The organism is Sphingomonas sp., from assembly GCF_030145815.1.
In the GTDB taxonomy this organism is placed as follows: domain Bacteria; phylum Pseudomonadota; class Alphaproteobacteria; order Sphingomonadales; family Sphingomonadaceae; genus Sphingomonas.
Map to the genome: position 1 here is coordinate 60,621 of NZ_JAIXHL010000011.1, position 13,095 is coordinate 73,715.

Annotated in this window: 15 protein-coding genes; 6 read left to right on the plus strand and 9 right to left on the minus strand. The window is 62.5% G+C overall.

Annotation, left to right across the window (positions count from 1 at the left end; translation table 11 throughout):
• The first annotated feature begins 98 nt into the window (after positions 1–98).
• From KYX69_RS11380 to hemN, 5 genes are all read left to right on the plus strand, one after another.
• A complete protein-coding gene (locus tag KYX69_RS11380; protein ID WP_300497302.1) occupies positions 99–788 on the plus strand; it encodes an alternative oxidase in 690 nt (229 codons plus the stop codon).
• An 85-nt stretch (positions 789–873) separates the two neighbouring features.
• Entirely contained in the window at positions 874–1,245 is a 372-nt protein-coding gene (locus KYX69_RS11385) for a group III truncated hemoglobin (RefSeq protein WP_300497305.1), read from the plus strand.
• On the plus strand, positions 1,242–1,541 hold the full coding sequence (locus tag KYX69_RS11390; RefSeq protein ID WP_300497306.1) for a DUF1971 domain-containing protein: 300 nt from the start codon (positions 1,242–1,244) through the stop codon (positions 1,539–1,541). The genes KYX69_RS11385 and KYX69_RS11390 overlap by 4 nt, the downstream gene beginning before the upstream one ends.
• Positions 1,542–1,686: 145 nt before the next feature.
• On the plus strand, positions 1,687–2,385 hold the full coding sequence (locus tag KYX69_RS11395) for a Crp/Fnr family transcriptional regulator (RefSeq protein ID WP_300497308.1): 699 nt from the start codon (positions 1,687–1,689) through the stop codon (positions 2,383–2,385).
• Between the two features lie 94 nt (positions 2,386–2,479).
• Positions 2,480–3,823 carry an oxygen-independent coproporphyrinogen III oxidase gene (gene hemN, locus KYX69_RS11400; RefSeq protein ID WP_300497310.1) on the plus strand — a complete coding sequence of 448 codons (1,344 nt, stop codon included), beginning with the start codon at positions 2,480–2,482 and terminating at the stop codon, positions 3,821–3,823.
• Between the two features lie 320 nt (positions 3,824–4,143).
• Here hemN and ccoS read toward each other — a convergent pair whose 3' ends face one another.
• From ccoS to KYX69_RS11445, 9 genes are all read right to left on the minus strand, one after another.
• Positions 4,144–4,323: a cbb3-type cytochrome oxidase assembly protein CcoS gene (gene ccoS / locus KYX69_RS11405; protein ID WP_300497312.1), complete on the minus strand. Its 180-nt coding sequence runs from the start codon at positions 4,321–4,323 to the stop codon at positions 4,144–4,146.
• Complete coding sequence (locus KYX69_RS11410; RefSeq protein ID WP_300497314.1) at positions 4,320–6,425, minus strand: heavy metal translocating P-type ATPase; 2,106 nt, start codon at positions 6,423–6,425, stop codon at positions 4,320–4,322. Before KYX69_RS11410 ends, ccoS begins: the two co-directional genes overlap by 4 nt.
• Complete coding sequence (locus tag KYX69_RS11415; RefSeq protein ID WP_300497316.1) at positions 6,422–6,859, minus strand: FixH family protein; 438 nt, start codon at positions 6,857–6,859, stop codon at positions 6,422–6,424. Before KYX69_RS11415 ends, KYX69_RS11410 begins: the two co-directional genes overlap by 4 nt.
• Entirely contained in the window at positions 6,856–8,400 is a 1,545-nt protein-coding gene (locus KYX69_RS11420; protein ID WP_300497317.1) for a 4Fe-4S dicluster domain-containing protein, read from the minus strand. The genes KYX69_RS11415 and KYX69_RS11420 overlap by 4 nt, the downstream gene beginning before the upstream one ends.
• A complete protein-coding gene (gene ccoP / locus KYX69_RS11425) occupies positions 8,387–9,349 on the minus strand; it encodes a cytochrome-c oxidase, cbb3-type subunit III (protein ID WP_300497318.1) in 963 nt (320 codons plus the stop codon). Before ccoP ends, KYX69_RS11420 begins: the two co-directional genes overlap by 14 nt.
• Positions 9,342–9,503: a cbb3-type cytochrome c oxidase subunit 3 gene (locus tag KYX69_RS11430; RefSeq protein WP_300497320.1), complete on the minus strand. Its 162-nt coding sequence runs from the start codon at positions 9,501–9,503 to the stop codon at positions 9,342–9,344. The genes ccoP and KYX69_RS11430 overlap by 8 nt, the downstream gene beginning before the upstream one ends.
• Positions 9,500–10,234 carry a cytochrome-c oxidase, cbb3-type subunit II gene (ccoO, locus tag KYX69_RS11435; RefSeq protein WP_300497323.1) on the minus strand — a complete coding sequence of 245 codons (735 nt, stop codon included), beginning with the start codon at positions 10,232–10,234 and terminating at the stop codon, positions 9,500–9,502. The genes KYX69_RS11430 and ccoO overlap by 4 nt, the downstream gene beginning before the upstream one ends.
• An 11-nt stretch (positions 10,235–10,245) precedes the next feature.
• Positions 10,246–11,904 carry a cytochrome-c oxidase, cbb3-type subunit I gene (gene ccoN, locus KYX69_RS11440; protein WP_300497325.1) on the minus strand — a complete coding sequence of 553 codons (1,659 nt, stop codon included), beginning with the start codon at positions 11,902–11,904 and terminating at the stop codon, positions 10,246–10,248.
• Positions 11,905–12,002: 98 nt separating this feature from the next.
• Complete coding sequence (locus tag KYX69_RS11445; RefSeq protein WP_300497328.1) at positions 12,003–12,302, minus strand: hypothetical protein; 300 nt, start codon at positions 12,300–12,302, stop codon at positions 12,003–12,005.
• 119 nt (positions 12,303–12,421) lie between these two features.
• Here KYX69_RS11445 and KYX69_RS11450 point away from each other — a divergent pair, with 119 nt between their 5' ends.
• Positions 12,422–13,078, plus strand: coding sequence for a Crp/Fnr family transcriptional regulator (locus KYX69_RS11450; protein ID WP_300497329.1), 657 nt, complete (start codon positions 12,422–12,424; stop codon positions 13,076–13,078).
• Positions 13,079–13,095 lie beyond the last annotated feature (17 nt).

The following is a 13,095-nucleotide window of genomic DNA, read 5'->3' on the forward strand; positions in this document are numbered from 1 at the left end:
CCGGGAAACTACGTAGGGACATGATCCGAATTTCGGCTCGTGGGGCATTCGGCCTAATTCGGCGTCACAAGATACGCAGACCGAACCGGAGACGACCCATGACCCCACCCTTCATCGACCTTGGCGTCCATCATCAGCCCAAGGGCCTGTCCGACCGCATCGCCTATGGCTTCACCAAGCTGCTGCGCTGGACCGCCGACACCTTCTTCGCCGAGCGTTATGGCCACCGCGCCGTGGTGCTTGAGACGGTCGCCGCAGTGCCCGGCATGGTCGGCGCGACGATCACGCACCTGTCGTGCTTGCGCCGCATCTGCGACGACAAGGGCTGGATCAGGACGCTGATGGACGAGGCCGAGAATGAGCGCATGCACCTCATGACGTTCATCGAGATCTCGAAGCCGACCTGGTTCGAGCGCGCGGTGATCATCGGCGTGCAATGGGTGTTCTACCTGTTCTTCTTTGGACTCTACCTCGTCAGTTCGAAGACCGCGCACCGCGTCGTCGGCTATTTCGAGGAAGAGGCGGTGATCAGCTACACGCACTATCTGGCGGAGATCGACGAGGGCCGCAGCGCCAATGTGCCGGCGCCGCAGATCGCGAAGGATTACTGGAACCTGCCCGACGACGCGACGCTGCGCGACGTGGTGCTGGTGGTGCGCGCCGACGAGGCGCACCACCGCGACGTCAATCACGGCTTCGCCAACGAACTCGCCGGCCTGCCGAGCGGTCCCGTCGCCGATTGCCCGCCGCACGTCGCGCTCGAGCCGATCTGGAAGAAGGCGGCGTGAACCTAGGGGCGCGGCCATCCGCGTCCCTCACTCGCGCTTAGGAGCGGCGTTTGGCGTTTCGACTTGAACGTGGCCGGAGAGCAAGATGATCACGGAAGACGATATCGATCGCCTGGTGCCGACATTCTACGACCGGGTGCGGACAGATCCAATCTTGGGCCCCATCTTTGAAAGCGCCATCGCGGACTGGCCGCATCATCTTGAGCGGCTGAAAGCGTTTTGGTCTTCGGTGATGCTGACGAGCGGCCGCTACAAGGGGCAACCGATGATCGCACACCTTCGACATGCACACGAGATGACCCCGGAAAATCTCGCGCGCTGGCTGGATCTGTGGAAAGCCACCAGCACGGAGCTACTCGAACCCGATACAGCCGCCTCAGTGCAGGCCAAGGCAGAGATGATCGCAGAAAGCCTGGAGTTGGGTGTGCACTATGCGCGAGAACGGAGTGTGCGATGATGGCGCAACTGCCTTTCGGCGCTGCCCCCTACAAGCGCACGCCGACGTTCTGCGAGAGCGACGTGCCGGCTGGATTACTAGGCGACCATAGCACGAAGGCGGGGACCTGGGGCGTCATCGTGGTCGAGGAAGGGCAACTAAACTACATCATCGACGACGCAAGGCGAGAGCGATCGGAACGGATCCTCACTCCTGCAACTGCCCCCGGCATCGTAGAACCTACCATCAAGCATCGCGTGGCGCCGGTGGGTCCCGTCCGGTTTCATGTGCAATTCTTTCGGCACTCGGATGAGTGACCAACCTAGGTCTCTGGGGCGTTCTGACCCCGTGGATCCGTTCCTGCAGGTGCCAGGGCGGCAAGGAAGCCATCTCGCTGCTGAGCATCCTTGCGCAATGCCTGCGGCCGCAGCGCGCCGCCTATCACTGTAAAAGGCCATTTGCATGATCTCGTCTGCGCCGATCGCCTGCCAAGCCTGCCCCGTCGCTGATCGAGCGGTCTGCGCAGCGCTGTCCCAGGACGACCGAGACAATCTTGTCCGCATGGGTCACCAACGGCGCTATGCTCGCGGCGAGACGATCGTAGCGGCAGGGGACGCCACAACCGTATGTGCCACTCTGACCCGTGGCGCGGCCAAGATATCGACGATCGATCAAGACGGGACTGAACGTATCGTAGCGCTCATCCATCCCGCAGGCCTGCTCGGCCAACCGCTCGCGTCGTCCGAGACGCTGCACGTAACAGCGCTGACTGATAGCGAGGCCTGTCTTTTCCCGCGTGGCCAGTTCGAGGCTTTGATCGAAGCGCGTGTTGCCCTCGCTAAGCGCCTTCTAGCTGAAGTCAGCCGTGAGCTCGTTGAAAGCCGCAACCTCATCGATCTCATCTCGAAACGTCATGCAAAGGGTCGGGTTGCAGCACTGATCCTGTCGTTCTTCCGGGCAGCTGGTCACGCCTCTTATCCAAGTGAAATAGCTTTCGATCTTCCGCTTAAACGGGGAGAGATGGCGCAGTTGCTCGGCCTGTCTATCGAGACGGTAAGCCGCACACTGACCTCGCTCGAAAACGAGCAGGCAATTTGCCGGGAAGGAAGTCACGGAATCCTGATCCGTAGTTTAGATATCTTGGCAGCGCATGCCGCCTGAACGCACAGCAAGCGACTTGCCGCTGCCCCACCCTGAACGGTCGTGTTTTGACAAAGCGCAAAGCGCAAGCGATCGGAGCCTGTCACGGCAGGCCATGCATGTTTACATCCCTGAGTTCGCGAAGCTAAACGCGCCGCGCTACACCAGCTATCCCACTGCAGCGGAATTCGGCAGCTCGGTGGGCGCCGAGCAGCAGTTCGAGGCATTGAGCCAGATCAGTGTTGCCGAGCCCATCTCGATCTACGTTCACGTCCCGTATTGCCACCAGATCTGCTGGTATTGCGGGTGCAACACCGGTGCCGTTGGCCGCGTTGAGCGTCTGACGCAATATATCGATGCCCTCGAGGCGGAAATGGCGTTGGTCGCTCCCCTCGTGCAAGGGCAGGCGATATCAGTGCATTTCGGCGGAGGCAGTCCGAATGCATTAGGTCCCGCGCTGTTCGCTCAAGTGGTGCATAGCCTAAGGGCGGCCTTCGATATCTCAAACTCGGCAGAATGGGCCGTCGAGCTCGATCCACGCGACCTAGACGCAGCAATTGCCGACATCATCGGCACTGCAGGTTTCCATCGTGCGAGCCTCGGCGCTCAGACATTCTCTCATCACATTCAGGCAAAGATCAACCGCGTCCAGCCATTCCAGCTAGTCGCAAATGGCGCCGCCATGCTCAAGCGGGCGGGGGTCAAGCATCTGAACCTGGACCTCATGTATGGGCTTCCCGGCCAGACGCTGGACGATATCGCGGCGACCATCTCGTCCGCCCTCACGCTCCAGCCCGACAGGGTCGCGATGTTCGGCTACGCCCATGTTCCTAACATGCTGCCGCGGCAGCGGATGATCGAAGCCGACACGCTCCCCAGCGCGGAGCAGCGCTTTTGGCAGAGCGCACTTGCTCATGACATCCTCATTGAGGCGGGCTATGAGGCGATCGGCTTCGATCATTTCGCACGGCCTCAGGACAGCCTTACACGCGCTGCCCGGAGCGGCGGCCTCCAGCGCAACTTTCAAGGATTCACAGACGATCCGGCTCACGTGCTTATCGGACTGGGATCGTCGGCAATCAGCCAGTTCGGCAACGTGCTCGTGCAAAACGAGAAACATGTGGGGCAATACCGCATGCGGGTGACTAATGGACGGCTTGCGGGCGCAAGAGGCGTCCTGGTCACGCCGGCCGACCGCCTTCGCGGGGAGCTGATCGAGAGGCTATTGTGTGACGGTAGCGTAGACCTCGCCGAGGTCTCGCGCCAGCATGACCGCCCTCTAAGGGAAGTGCTGCCATGTTTGGAGCGGCTACGGGCGATGGAGCAGCATCGCCTTGTCAAGCTCGACCAATGGCGTGTGACCTTGCTGCCCGAGGGGCGGCCATACGCGCGCATCGCCGCCGCCGCGTTCGACAGCTATCGTGGCGGCGGGCAGAACCGCTTCAGTCGCGCGGTTTAGGCTTATCGTCGCCATCGTCATCGAGGCGCTTGCGCTCGCCCCCTAGGTGACAGACGGAAGGGCATTTGCTCGCAGGCTCGTTCCTGTCGGGACCGATGGGCAGCCGAACACTTCCGCCCCCACACATCGCCACCTGCATCGTGGAAGCAGGAAGATCCACCCCGGCCAAGCCAAGGCCGAAAGCACCGCCAGTTGCGAGCAGTCGGCCCGCGAAGCCTCCCATCATCCCCATATCGCGGCATCCGACCTCAGGCGCCGTGCATCGCAAGACGTCAGTGTATTCCCTCGCGGAGCGGCCAGCGTCTGGCGAAGGAGCAGCATCATTCCGGTCCGTTACTCGATGAGCGCGTTATTGTAGGTTCGTCATCATCGATGAGAACTCGCATCGCGGCGCCGTCCATATCCTCATATTGCCCGCTCCTGACGGACCAGAAGAATGCGGCCAGCCCGAGCAGCCCCAGTAGGAGAGCGAGGGGAATGAGGAGCGCGAGCCCGTTCAACGCGCGGCAGTCCGCAGCCGCATGGCGTTGCCCACCACAAGGATCGAAGAACCGGACATCGCCAATGCTGCGATCAACGGCGTGACCTGCCCGGCAAGCGCGAGTGGCACTGCAATCACATTGTAGCCGATGGCCATGACGAGGTTCTGGCGCACCACCCGCATCGTGCGCCGCGCAGCCGCGATAGCGATCGGTATAGGAATCAGCCGATCGCCGAGGAACAGCACGTCGGCGGCAGTCTGCCCGACATCGCTTGCCGAGGACGGCGCGATTGAGACATGTGCCGCTTTAAGCGCCGGTCCATCGTTCAGCCCATCGCCCACCATCAGGACGCGGCGGCCCCGCGCCGTCAGGGCCTCTATCGCGTCAAACTTGTCACGCGGTGACAGCTCGGCGTTGGAAGAGAGCGCAAGATCCCGGCCGATCTCAGCAACCGCATTGGGCTGATCCCCCGACACGATCGCCGCTTCCAGACTCTGTGCGCGCAGTCGCTCCACCGCTTCTCTTGCATCAGGCCGGAGCGTGTCACGAAATTGGAGCAGTCTCGGTGGCCGGCCCTCGACTTGGAAAGCCGTCGTCAAGTTGGCGTCGTCCACCTTCATGCCGGATGTTCTGGGATTGCCCAGTTTGACCGATAATCCCTGCCAGACGCCCTCGACTCCGCGTCCGGCTTGCTCTCCCAATTCGGTGAGTTCAGCCGCAGTGACGCCCGCGCGATTCAATGCCGATGCGAGCGCTTTTGACAGGGGATGCCGGCTGGCTCTCGCCAGCGCCAGCGCCAGCGGACGCTCATCCGGCGTCAGCGGCAGTTCACCGGCAGGCTCCGGACGGCCGAGAGTGAGTGTGCCCGTCTTGTCAAACAACACCACATCGACTTCGGCCAGCCGCTCCAGCGCAGAGCCATCCTTTATGAGCACGCCGGCTCGCATCAGCGACCCCGAGGCCACCACTTGGGAAACCGGCACGGCTAGGCCCAGCGCGCATGGGCAGGTGATGATGAGCACGGCTACGGCGATGGTTATCGCCTGATGGAAGCCAGCCCCCGCGATCATCCAACCCACCAGACTGAGCGCAGCCAACGTGTGGACAGCAGGAGCGTAGATGCGCGCCGCCCTGTCGGCGAGCCGCACGTAGCGCGACTTGCCGCCACCCGCCGCGTTCATCAAGCGCGCGATGTCGGCGATCGCTGTCGATTCGCCCGCCGCGGTGACTCGGACGGTGATTGGGGCCTCCAAGTTGATTGTGCCAGCCAAAACCGAGCTGCCCGGTGCGACCGCCTCCGGTCTGCTCTCGCCAGTGACGAGCGCGCGATCGATGCTGCTCACCCCGTCCTGGACCTCACCGTCCGCAGCTAGCCGCTCGCCCGCCGCGACGAGAATGCGCATCCCTGGCGCAAGCTCCTCGGTCGAGCGCCATTGGCTCGTGCCGTCAGCTTGGACGACCAGCGCTCCCGGCGCCGTCTGACGCAACAGCGCAGCCGCCCCGTCCTGCGCTCGAGCACGCATCACCGAATCCAAGGTGCGGCCGGCCAACAGGAAGAACAGCAAGGTGACCGCGCCGTCGAAATAGGCGTGCTTCCCCCAGATGGAGGTTTCATAGATACTGATGCCGCACGCAACGATCACACCGATCGAGATCGGAACGTCCATGTTGGCGCGGCCGTGCCGCAACGCTCGCCAGGCGCTCTTGAAGAAAGGCCGGCCGGCATAGGCTACCGCCGGTATGGCGATCAGCGCGGAAAGCCAGTGAAAAAGCTGCCGCGTCGCGCCATCGGCCCCGGACCACACGGAAACCGAGAGCAGCATTACATTCATCGCTGCGAAGCCCGCGACAGCAAGGCACTTCACCAACTCACGAGTTTCGCGACTTGCCCCGGTATCAGCCTCGCCCAAGAAGGGATGCGCTTCAAAACCGACCCGCCCGATGGCCTCCTTCAACGTTTCCAAGCCGACCGCTTCGTCATGCTCGATACGAAGTCGCTTCGTGGTGAAGTTCACCCGAGCGTCTGCGATGCCGCCATGGCCCGACAACCCGCGCTCCAGCTTCGCAATGCAACCGGCGCAGTGAATGCCCTCGACGGCGAACGTGGTCACGGCGTTCATGCACGAATCTCGCGCACGTATCTGGCTACGCGGATGCCGTGCTTCACCTCCAGCTTGATGAGCCACCGGCCGGGGGGCGCTGCGGCGCTGAACGAGCCATTGTTGCCGGTGAAACGGAGCGCTCGGCTCTCCTCACGTCCTAATGGGTGCTCGGCGATGCCCGTGACGACCGCGCCAGCTGGGGCATTGGTTCGCAGTTCGAGCCGCCCCCCTTTCGAGCGCGACAACTCGATGGTCCAGCCGAGCGCTTCCTGTGCCCGCGCCTGTGCTAGCCAGCCGTTAAAGCGCTGGCTCGCAACATAACTGTTGTCGACCACGCGACCACCGAATGTCGAGACCGCAACGCTCGCCATCACGACGTTGACCGCAATGATCGTGCCGAACATCAGCAGCATCGCGGCGAGCATGTGCCATCCGGTGAAGCGGCGTGTCATTGCCCTGCCTCAGGCCGCTCGAAGAAGCTGGTCTGGCTGGCCTGCCCTCCCTCTGCGTCGAGTGCTCGGACGGAGAAGGTCAGCTCGCTTCGCGCCGGCCCCGCCTCCGGAGCTGCCAGGAACAGTCTGGTTTTGGCGACCTGGTCGGCCGGCAGGTTCATACGCAATGTGCTCGCGCCGTTCGCCCTGCTGCCATTCGCGGACCAGATCACCGCACCAGGCACCCCACTGACCGACACTTCGACCTCGCGTGGCCGGCTCTGCATGTTGCGGACCTTCAGCTCGAATGCGTTGCGGACGCTCCCATCGGACAGTCGCACATAGACGGGGTTTCGATTCTGACTGACGGAGAGGTCGAGCCGCTCACGTGTGCCCAGCGCGAACAGCATGGCAAGGCCAATCGAACCCCATATGAGGAAGTAGACGATGGTTCGAGGGCGGAAGAGCCGACGCGCGACGCTCTCGGTTGGACGTCCCTCGGCGGCTGCAAATTCATCCGCAACGGTCGAATAACCGATCAGCCGCGGCGGCCTCCCAATCTTATCCATGATCTCGTCGCAGGCATCGATGCACAGGCCGCAGGTGATGCACCCGATTTGCGATCCCTCGCGAATATCTATCCCTGTTGGACATACCGACACGCAGGCATTGCAGTCGATGCAGTCGCCGATCCGCGCGGTCATCTGCGCAGCAACGTCGATCGGTTCGAGCGATGGCACGCCCGGCTGCGGATCGCCGCCATGGTCGGTTTCCGGGCGGCGGGCAGCTTCCCCCGCCCGTTTTGTCCCGTGCGTCCGTGGCTCGCCCCGCCAATATTTGTAGGTCACGATCAGCGACTTCTCGTCGAGCATCGCGCCTTGAATACGTGGCCAGGGGCAGGCGTAGATGCAAAACTGTTCGCGCATTAGGCCGCCGAGCACATAGGTGGTCGCCGTGAGAATGGCGACCGTGGCATAGGCTACGAACGGCGCGTCGCCGGCAAACAGCTGGCGCGCGAGGGTGGGCGCGTCGGCGAAATAGAAGATCCAGGCGCCGCCAGTTGCAACTGCGATCAGCAGCCATATGCCATGTTTGGTGACACGCTTGGCCACCTTACCAGCGGTCCACGGCGCCCGCTGAAGACGTATCTGCGCATTGCGATCACCATCGATCAGCCGCTCAACGTGCAGAAACAGGTCGGTCCATACTGTCTGCGGACAGGCATAGCCACACCAGGCACGACCAACTGAGGACGTCACGAGGAACAGGCCGATGCCGGCCATGATGAGCAGGCCTGCCACATAGTAGAATTCGTGCGGCCAGATCTCGATGGAGAACATGAAGAACCGGCGGTTCGCTATGTCGACCAGCACCGCCTGGTCAGGTGCATAGGGGCCGCGATCCCAGCGCAACCACGGCGTCACGTAATAGATGGCGAGGGTGATCGCCATGATCGCCCACTTCAGCCGCCGATAGTTCCCGCTGATGGCCTTCGGGAAAATCTTTTCCCGCGCCTCAAAGAGCTTGATCTTGGGACCGGTCAGGTCGTCAGGGCTTGCCATTCTTGGTTCGCGCGGCCGTGGCCGCCGCCTCCGCGCTTGGCGCTGCCGTGCTCGGCTTCGGCGCTGGTGGAACGAAATCTTCGCCACCGCCTAGCGAATGCACATAGGCGGACAGCATCTTGATTGTGACGGGATCTAATCGAGAACCCCAAGCCGGCATGACGCCGTTGCGCGAGTTGTGGATAGTCTGGCGGATCGACTCCCGATCGCCACCATAGAGCCAGATCGCATCCGTGAGCTTGGGCGCACCAAGCGTCCGGTTCCCCTCTCCTCCAGCGCCGTGGCAAGCGGCGCAATTGGTTGCGAACTGCGCGGCGCCGCGACGAGCGGCAGCGCTGGGCTTCTCGCGTCCGGACAAGGTCAGCACGTGGCTGACCACCTCCTCGATCTGCGCCGGCGTCAGGATCTGGTCGCGCCCGAACGCTGGCATCATCGAAGTGCGAGTCTCGTCGTTGCCCGGCTGCCTGATGCCGTTGCGTAGAGTTTGCTCGATCGCCTTTAAGTCGCCACCCCACAACCAGTCGTCATCGTTGAGATTAGGATAGCCCTTAAAGCCTTGCGCGCCTGACCCATGGCATTGGACACAATGGACTTTGAACGCCGAGGCGCCGCCTGCTACCGCGGTGTCGAGCAGCTTCGAGTCCTCTGGAAGGCGCTCAATCGGTATGCGCGCGAGCGCTGCGATGGTGGGTGCACGGCGCGCACCCTCGGTCTGCATCTCCTCAGCATGAGCCGAGCGACTGGTCCAGTTCAGGATCCCGTGCGTTGCGCGATCGATCAGCGGCCAGGCCGGATAAGCCACACAGTAGGCGATCGCGAAGACAATCGTCGCGTAGAGCGTGTAGAGCCACCAGCGCGGCATGGGTGTATCGAGTTCCTCGATACCATCCCACTCGTGACCTACCGTGCTGGTGCCGGTTGCCTCGTCGATCCGCTTGCCGTCAGCCATCCTGGCGATCCTCATCGAAAATCATCGTGGCGGCCCGATCCAGATCTCGTCGAGCGCCCCGGCGGAATGTCCAGCCGACCAGGCACAGGAACACGATGCCCATAAACACGAGCCCGTAGCTGTCCGCGAAATGTCGCATCTGGTCGTAATTCACCGCGCCTGCTCCTGCGGCTTGGCGGACTCGAAATCGACAAGGGTGCCGAGCATCTGCAGGTAGGCGACAATCGCGTCCATTTCGGTCACCCGCGACGGATCGCCATCGAAGTCCCGAGTCTGCGCCTTCGGATAGCGCTTCATAAGGTCGGCGGTGTCCGAGAAGGGCGTCGCCTGCGCGATCATGTCGGCGGCCGCCTTCTCGATATCGTCCTTCGAATAGGGAACGCCGACCCGCGACAGAGCCGTCAGCGATCCCTTCGCATCATACCCTGCAAGGTCCCGCTGTGCGAGGAACGCGTAGCGCGGCATGATCGATTCCGGGACCACCGATTGGGGGTTCTTGAGGTGCTGCACGTGCCACTCGTCCGAATAGCGGCCGCCGACGCGAGCAAGGTCCGGCCCGGTCCGCTTGGAACCCCACTGGAATGGGTGATCATACATGCTCTCGGCAGCGAGACTGTAAGGACCATAGCGCTCCACTTCATCGCGGAACGGCCGAACCATCTGGCTGTGACAGTTGTAGCAGCCCTCGCGAACATAGATGTCACGCCCAGCCTGCTCGAGTGGGGTGTAAGGACGCACGCCTTCGACCTTCTCGACCGTCGAGTCGATCCAGAAGAGTGGTGCGATCTCAACGATGCCGCCGGTCGCGACGACGACCAGAGACAGCACGCCTAGCAGCGTGACGTTGCGTTCGATCTTTTTGTGATCGAGGAGCTTGGTGGACATGGCGCGATCCTTCAGGCGGCTACGGCCGAGCGCGGGCCAGCGGGCACGAGCGGTCGGTCCTTGTCAGGGTCGTAGGAAGCAGTGCTGAGGGGCGCCTCTTCACGCAGGCGACCTGCGATGGTCATCCACACGTTCCAGACCATTACCAGGGCGCCGGCGAGATAGAGGAGGCCGCCGGCGATGCGGATCACATAATAGGGCTTCATCGCCGCGACCACCTCTGCGAAGGCGTAAACGAGGTAACCGTCCTCGCCATATTCGCGCCACATCAACCCTTGGGTGATGCCCGCCACCCACATCGAGGAGGCGTAGAGAACGATCCCCAGCGTCGCGAGCCAGAAGTGCCAGTTGATCATACGTAGGGAATAGAGCCGGCTACGACCCCACAGGCGCGGGACCATATAGTAGATGGCGCCGAACGTGATCATGCCGTTCCAGCCGAGCGCGCCGCTGTGAACGTGGCCTACCGTCCACTCGGTGTAGTGGCTCAGCGAGTTGACGCTCTTGATCGACATGAGCGGACCTTCGAACGTCGCCATGCCATAGAAGGCCAGCGCGAATACCATCATGCGAATGATCGGGTCGGTGCGGATCTTGTCCCATGCGCCGTTCAGCGTCATGAGGCCGTTGATCATGCCACCCCAGCTCGGCATCCAAAGCATGACCGAGAACACCATTCCCAACGTCTGCGCCCAGTCGGGCAGCGCAGTGTAGTGGAGGTGGTGTGGGCCAGCCCAGATGTAGAGGAAGATCAGCGACCAGAAGTGGATGATCGAAAGCCGGTAGCTGTAGATCGGCCGTTCGGCCTGCTTGGGCACGAAGTAATACATCATGGCGAGGAAGCCGGCGGTCAGGAAGAACCCCACCGCGTTGTGGCCATACCACCACTGGGTCAGCGCATCCTGCACCCCGGCGAACGCCGAGTAGCTCTTGGCACCGAGCAGCGAGACCGGCACCGCCAAGTTGTTGACGATGTGCAGCATCGCGATCGTCAGGATGAACGCGAGGTAGAACCAGTTCGCCACGTAGATGTGCGGTTCGGCACGGCGGATTACGGTGCCCACGAAGACCACGAGATAGGCGACCCAGACGATCGTGAGCCAAAGGTCGATATACCATTCTGGTTCGGCATATTCCTTCGACTGCGTGATGCCGAGCACATAGCCGGTCGCCGCCAGGACGATGAACAGCTGGTATCCCCAGAACACGAAGCGCGAGAGCGCAGGGAATGCCAGGGGCGCGCGGCACGTGCGCTGCACGACGTAGAAGCTGGTCGCGATCAGCGCGTTGCCGCCAAAGGCGAAAATGACTGCCGACGTATGCAACGGTCGCAAACGACCAAAATTGGTGTGTTCACTCAGGTTCAAGTCGGGGAAGGCGAGCTGCGACGCGATAACGACGCCTACCAGGAAGCCGACCACTCCCCAGAAGACAGTCGCGATCACGCCCCAGCGAATGACCTCGTCATAGTAGCGCCCAACGGGAACAGTCGGGGTCGTGCGCTCGGACCAATCGCCCCGGGACATCGTTAGGAAGGCGACCCCGAGCGCCACCGCCGCCATGATTGCCATGTGGAAACTGAAGCCGGAGTCGGCTGCCGCGGCGGCCCCAAATATAGCCAGGATGCCGAGGATCAACCAGGCGAAGGCGTTCGAAACCGTGTTATCCATAATGCCTCGGCAGAGTGGAGAATGTTAGGTGTGTGCAGGCGCACGCCGGAGAAGTTGGCCGCACGCGCTCCGTTGGTGATATGCAAAGCTTCATCGCTTCAGGGCCGCTGCACAGTAGGATCATTACGCGTCCAACCGGGATCGATGGTTCCGGTTATGTAGAGCAGAAGAAACGTCGCCAGCGCGATGTTCGAAAGGACGAACCACGCCAGCGCGAAGCGGCCGGCTCGCCGCGTTACGCGCTGGCCGGGCGGGCGGGTCTTGCCTGGCGTGATGTCGCGCTCTGGCGTTTCCAGGTCGCGTGCGATGGCATTGGCGCGAAACAGCGCGAGATAACCTGAAGCAAGTGTCGACAGCACTAGCAGCGCAAACAGCGCAGCAAACCCACCAATCGGCATACGGTCGCCTCTTTTGCAGGAGCATCAGCCCTGCTTCGGCGTCACGTTTGCAACGAATATAGCGCGCTGAATTTGATATCCGTCAAAGAAGGGCGACGATTCGCTGGCGACAAGGGCGCATGTCCCAGCCGAGCGGCCCTTTTTTCGAGAACATGCCTGCAGACCTCCTGCAGGAGCTTCAGCGCACTGGGTCGCTGCGGACATTCGCGCCGGGCGAAACGCTATTTTACGAGGAAGACCGCGCCGATCAGCTGCTAGCGATTGTCGAGGGACGTGTCCGAGTATGGCGAACCTCGCCCCGCGGCGCGGCAATGACCGTCCATTTGCTCGGTCCCGGCGACCTGCCTGGCGCTGCTGCCGTATTCGGCGGCATGGCTTATCCAGCAACCGCCACCGCCATTACGGACGTCAGGACGCTAGGCTGGTCGATCGAGCGAGCGGAGAACATGCTTCAGGAGAACGCGTGGCTCGCCAGCAGCGTTCTCAAGATCATCGCGCACCGCAATGAGGAGATGCTGCAGCGTTTGCATGAAGTCTCGACGCAGCCCGTGGAACAACGGGTTGCGCGGACGTTGCTCAGAGTGGCTCCCGAACCAGCCAACTTTACACCCGCTACTCGCCAGGAGTTGGCCGAGCTCTCGGCGACCACGCTTCACACAGTGAGCAGGATCATCAGCCGTTGGGAGGCAGATGGACTCGTCGATGCCGGGCGCCGTCGGATCCGCATAGCCGACCGGTCGGGCCTAGCTCAGCGCGCCGATCCGGTCTGCGGTTGAGAGGAGCCATGCCGGGT

Bases quoted from the DNA above. Each gene is read 5' to 3' on its own strand.
- KYX69_RS11380 (WP_300497302.1), top strand. From the start codon at position 99: ATGACCCCACCCTTCATCGACCTTGGCGTCCATCATCAGCCCAAGGGC.
- KYX69_RS11385 (WP_300497305.1), top strand. From the start codon at position 874: ATGATCACGGAAGACGATATCGATCGCCTGGTGCCGACATTCTACGAC.
- KYX69_RS11390 (WP_300497306.1), top strand. From the start codon at position 1,242: ATGATGGCGCAACTGCCTTTCGGCGCTGCCCCCTACAAGCGCACGCCG.
- KYX69_RS11395 (WP_300497308.1), top strand. From the start codon at position 1,687: ATGATCTCGTCTGCGCCGATCGCCTGCCAAGCCTGCCCCGTCGCTGAT.
- hemN (WP_300497310.1), top strand. From the start codon at position 2,480: ATGCATGTTTACATCCCTGAGTTCGCGAAGCTAAACGCGCCGCGCTAC.
- KYX69_RS11410 (WP_300497314.1), bottom strand. From the start codon at position 6,425: ATGAACGCCGTGACCACGTTCGCCGTCGAGGGCATTCACTGCGCCGGT.
- KYX69_RS11415 (WP_300497316.1), bottom strand. From the start codon at position 6,859: ATGACACGCCGCTTCACCGGATGGCACATGCTCGCCGCGATGCTGCTG.
- KYX69_RS11420 (WP_300497317.1), bottom strand. From the start codon at position 8,400: ATGGCAAGCCCTGACGACCTGACCGGTCCCAAGATCAAGCTCTTTGAG.
- ccoP (WP_300497318.1), bottom strand. From the start codon at position 9,349: ATGGCTGACGGCAAGCGGATCGACGAGGCAACCGGCACCAGCACGGTA.
- ccoO (WP_300497323.1), bottom strand. From the start codon at position 10,234: ATGTCCACCAAGCTCCTCGATCACAAAAAGATCGAACGCAACGTCACG.
- ccoN (WP_300497325.1), bottom strand. From the start codon at position 11,904: ATGGATAACACGGTTTCGAACGCCTTCGCCTGGTTGATCCTCGGCATC.
- KYX69_RS11445 (WP_300497328.1), bottom strand. From the start codon at position 12,302: ATGCCGATTGGTGGGTTTGCTGCGCTGTTTGCGCTGCTAGTGCTGTCG.
- KYX69_RS11450 (WP_300497329.1), top strand. From the start codon at position 12,422: ATGTCCCAGCCGAGCGGCCCTTTTTTCGAGAACATGCCTGCAGACCTC.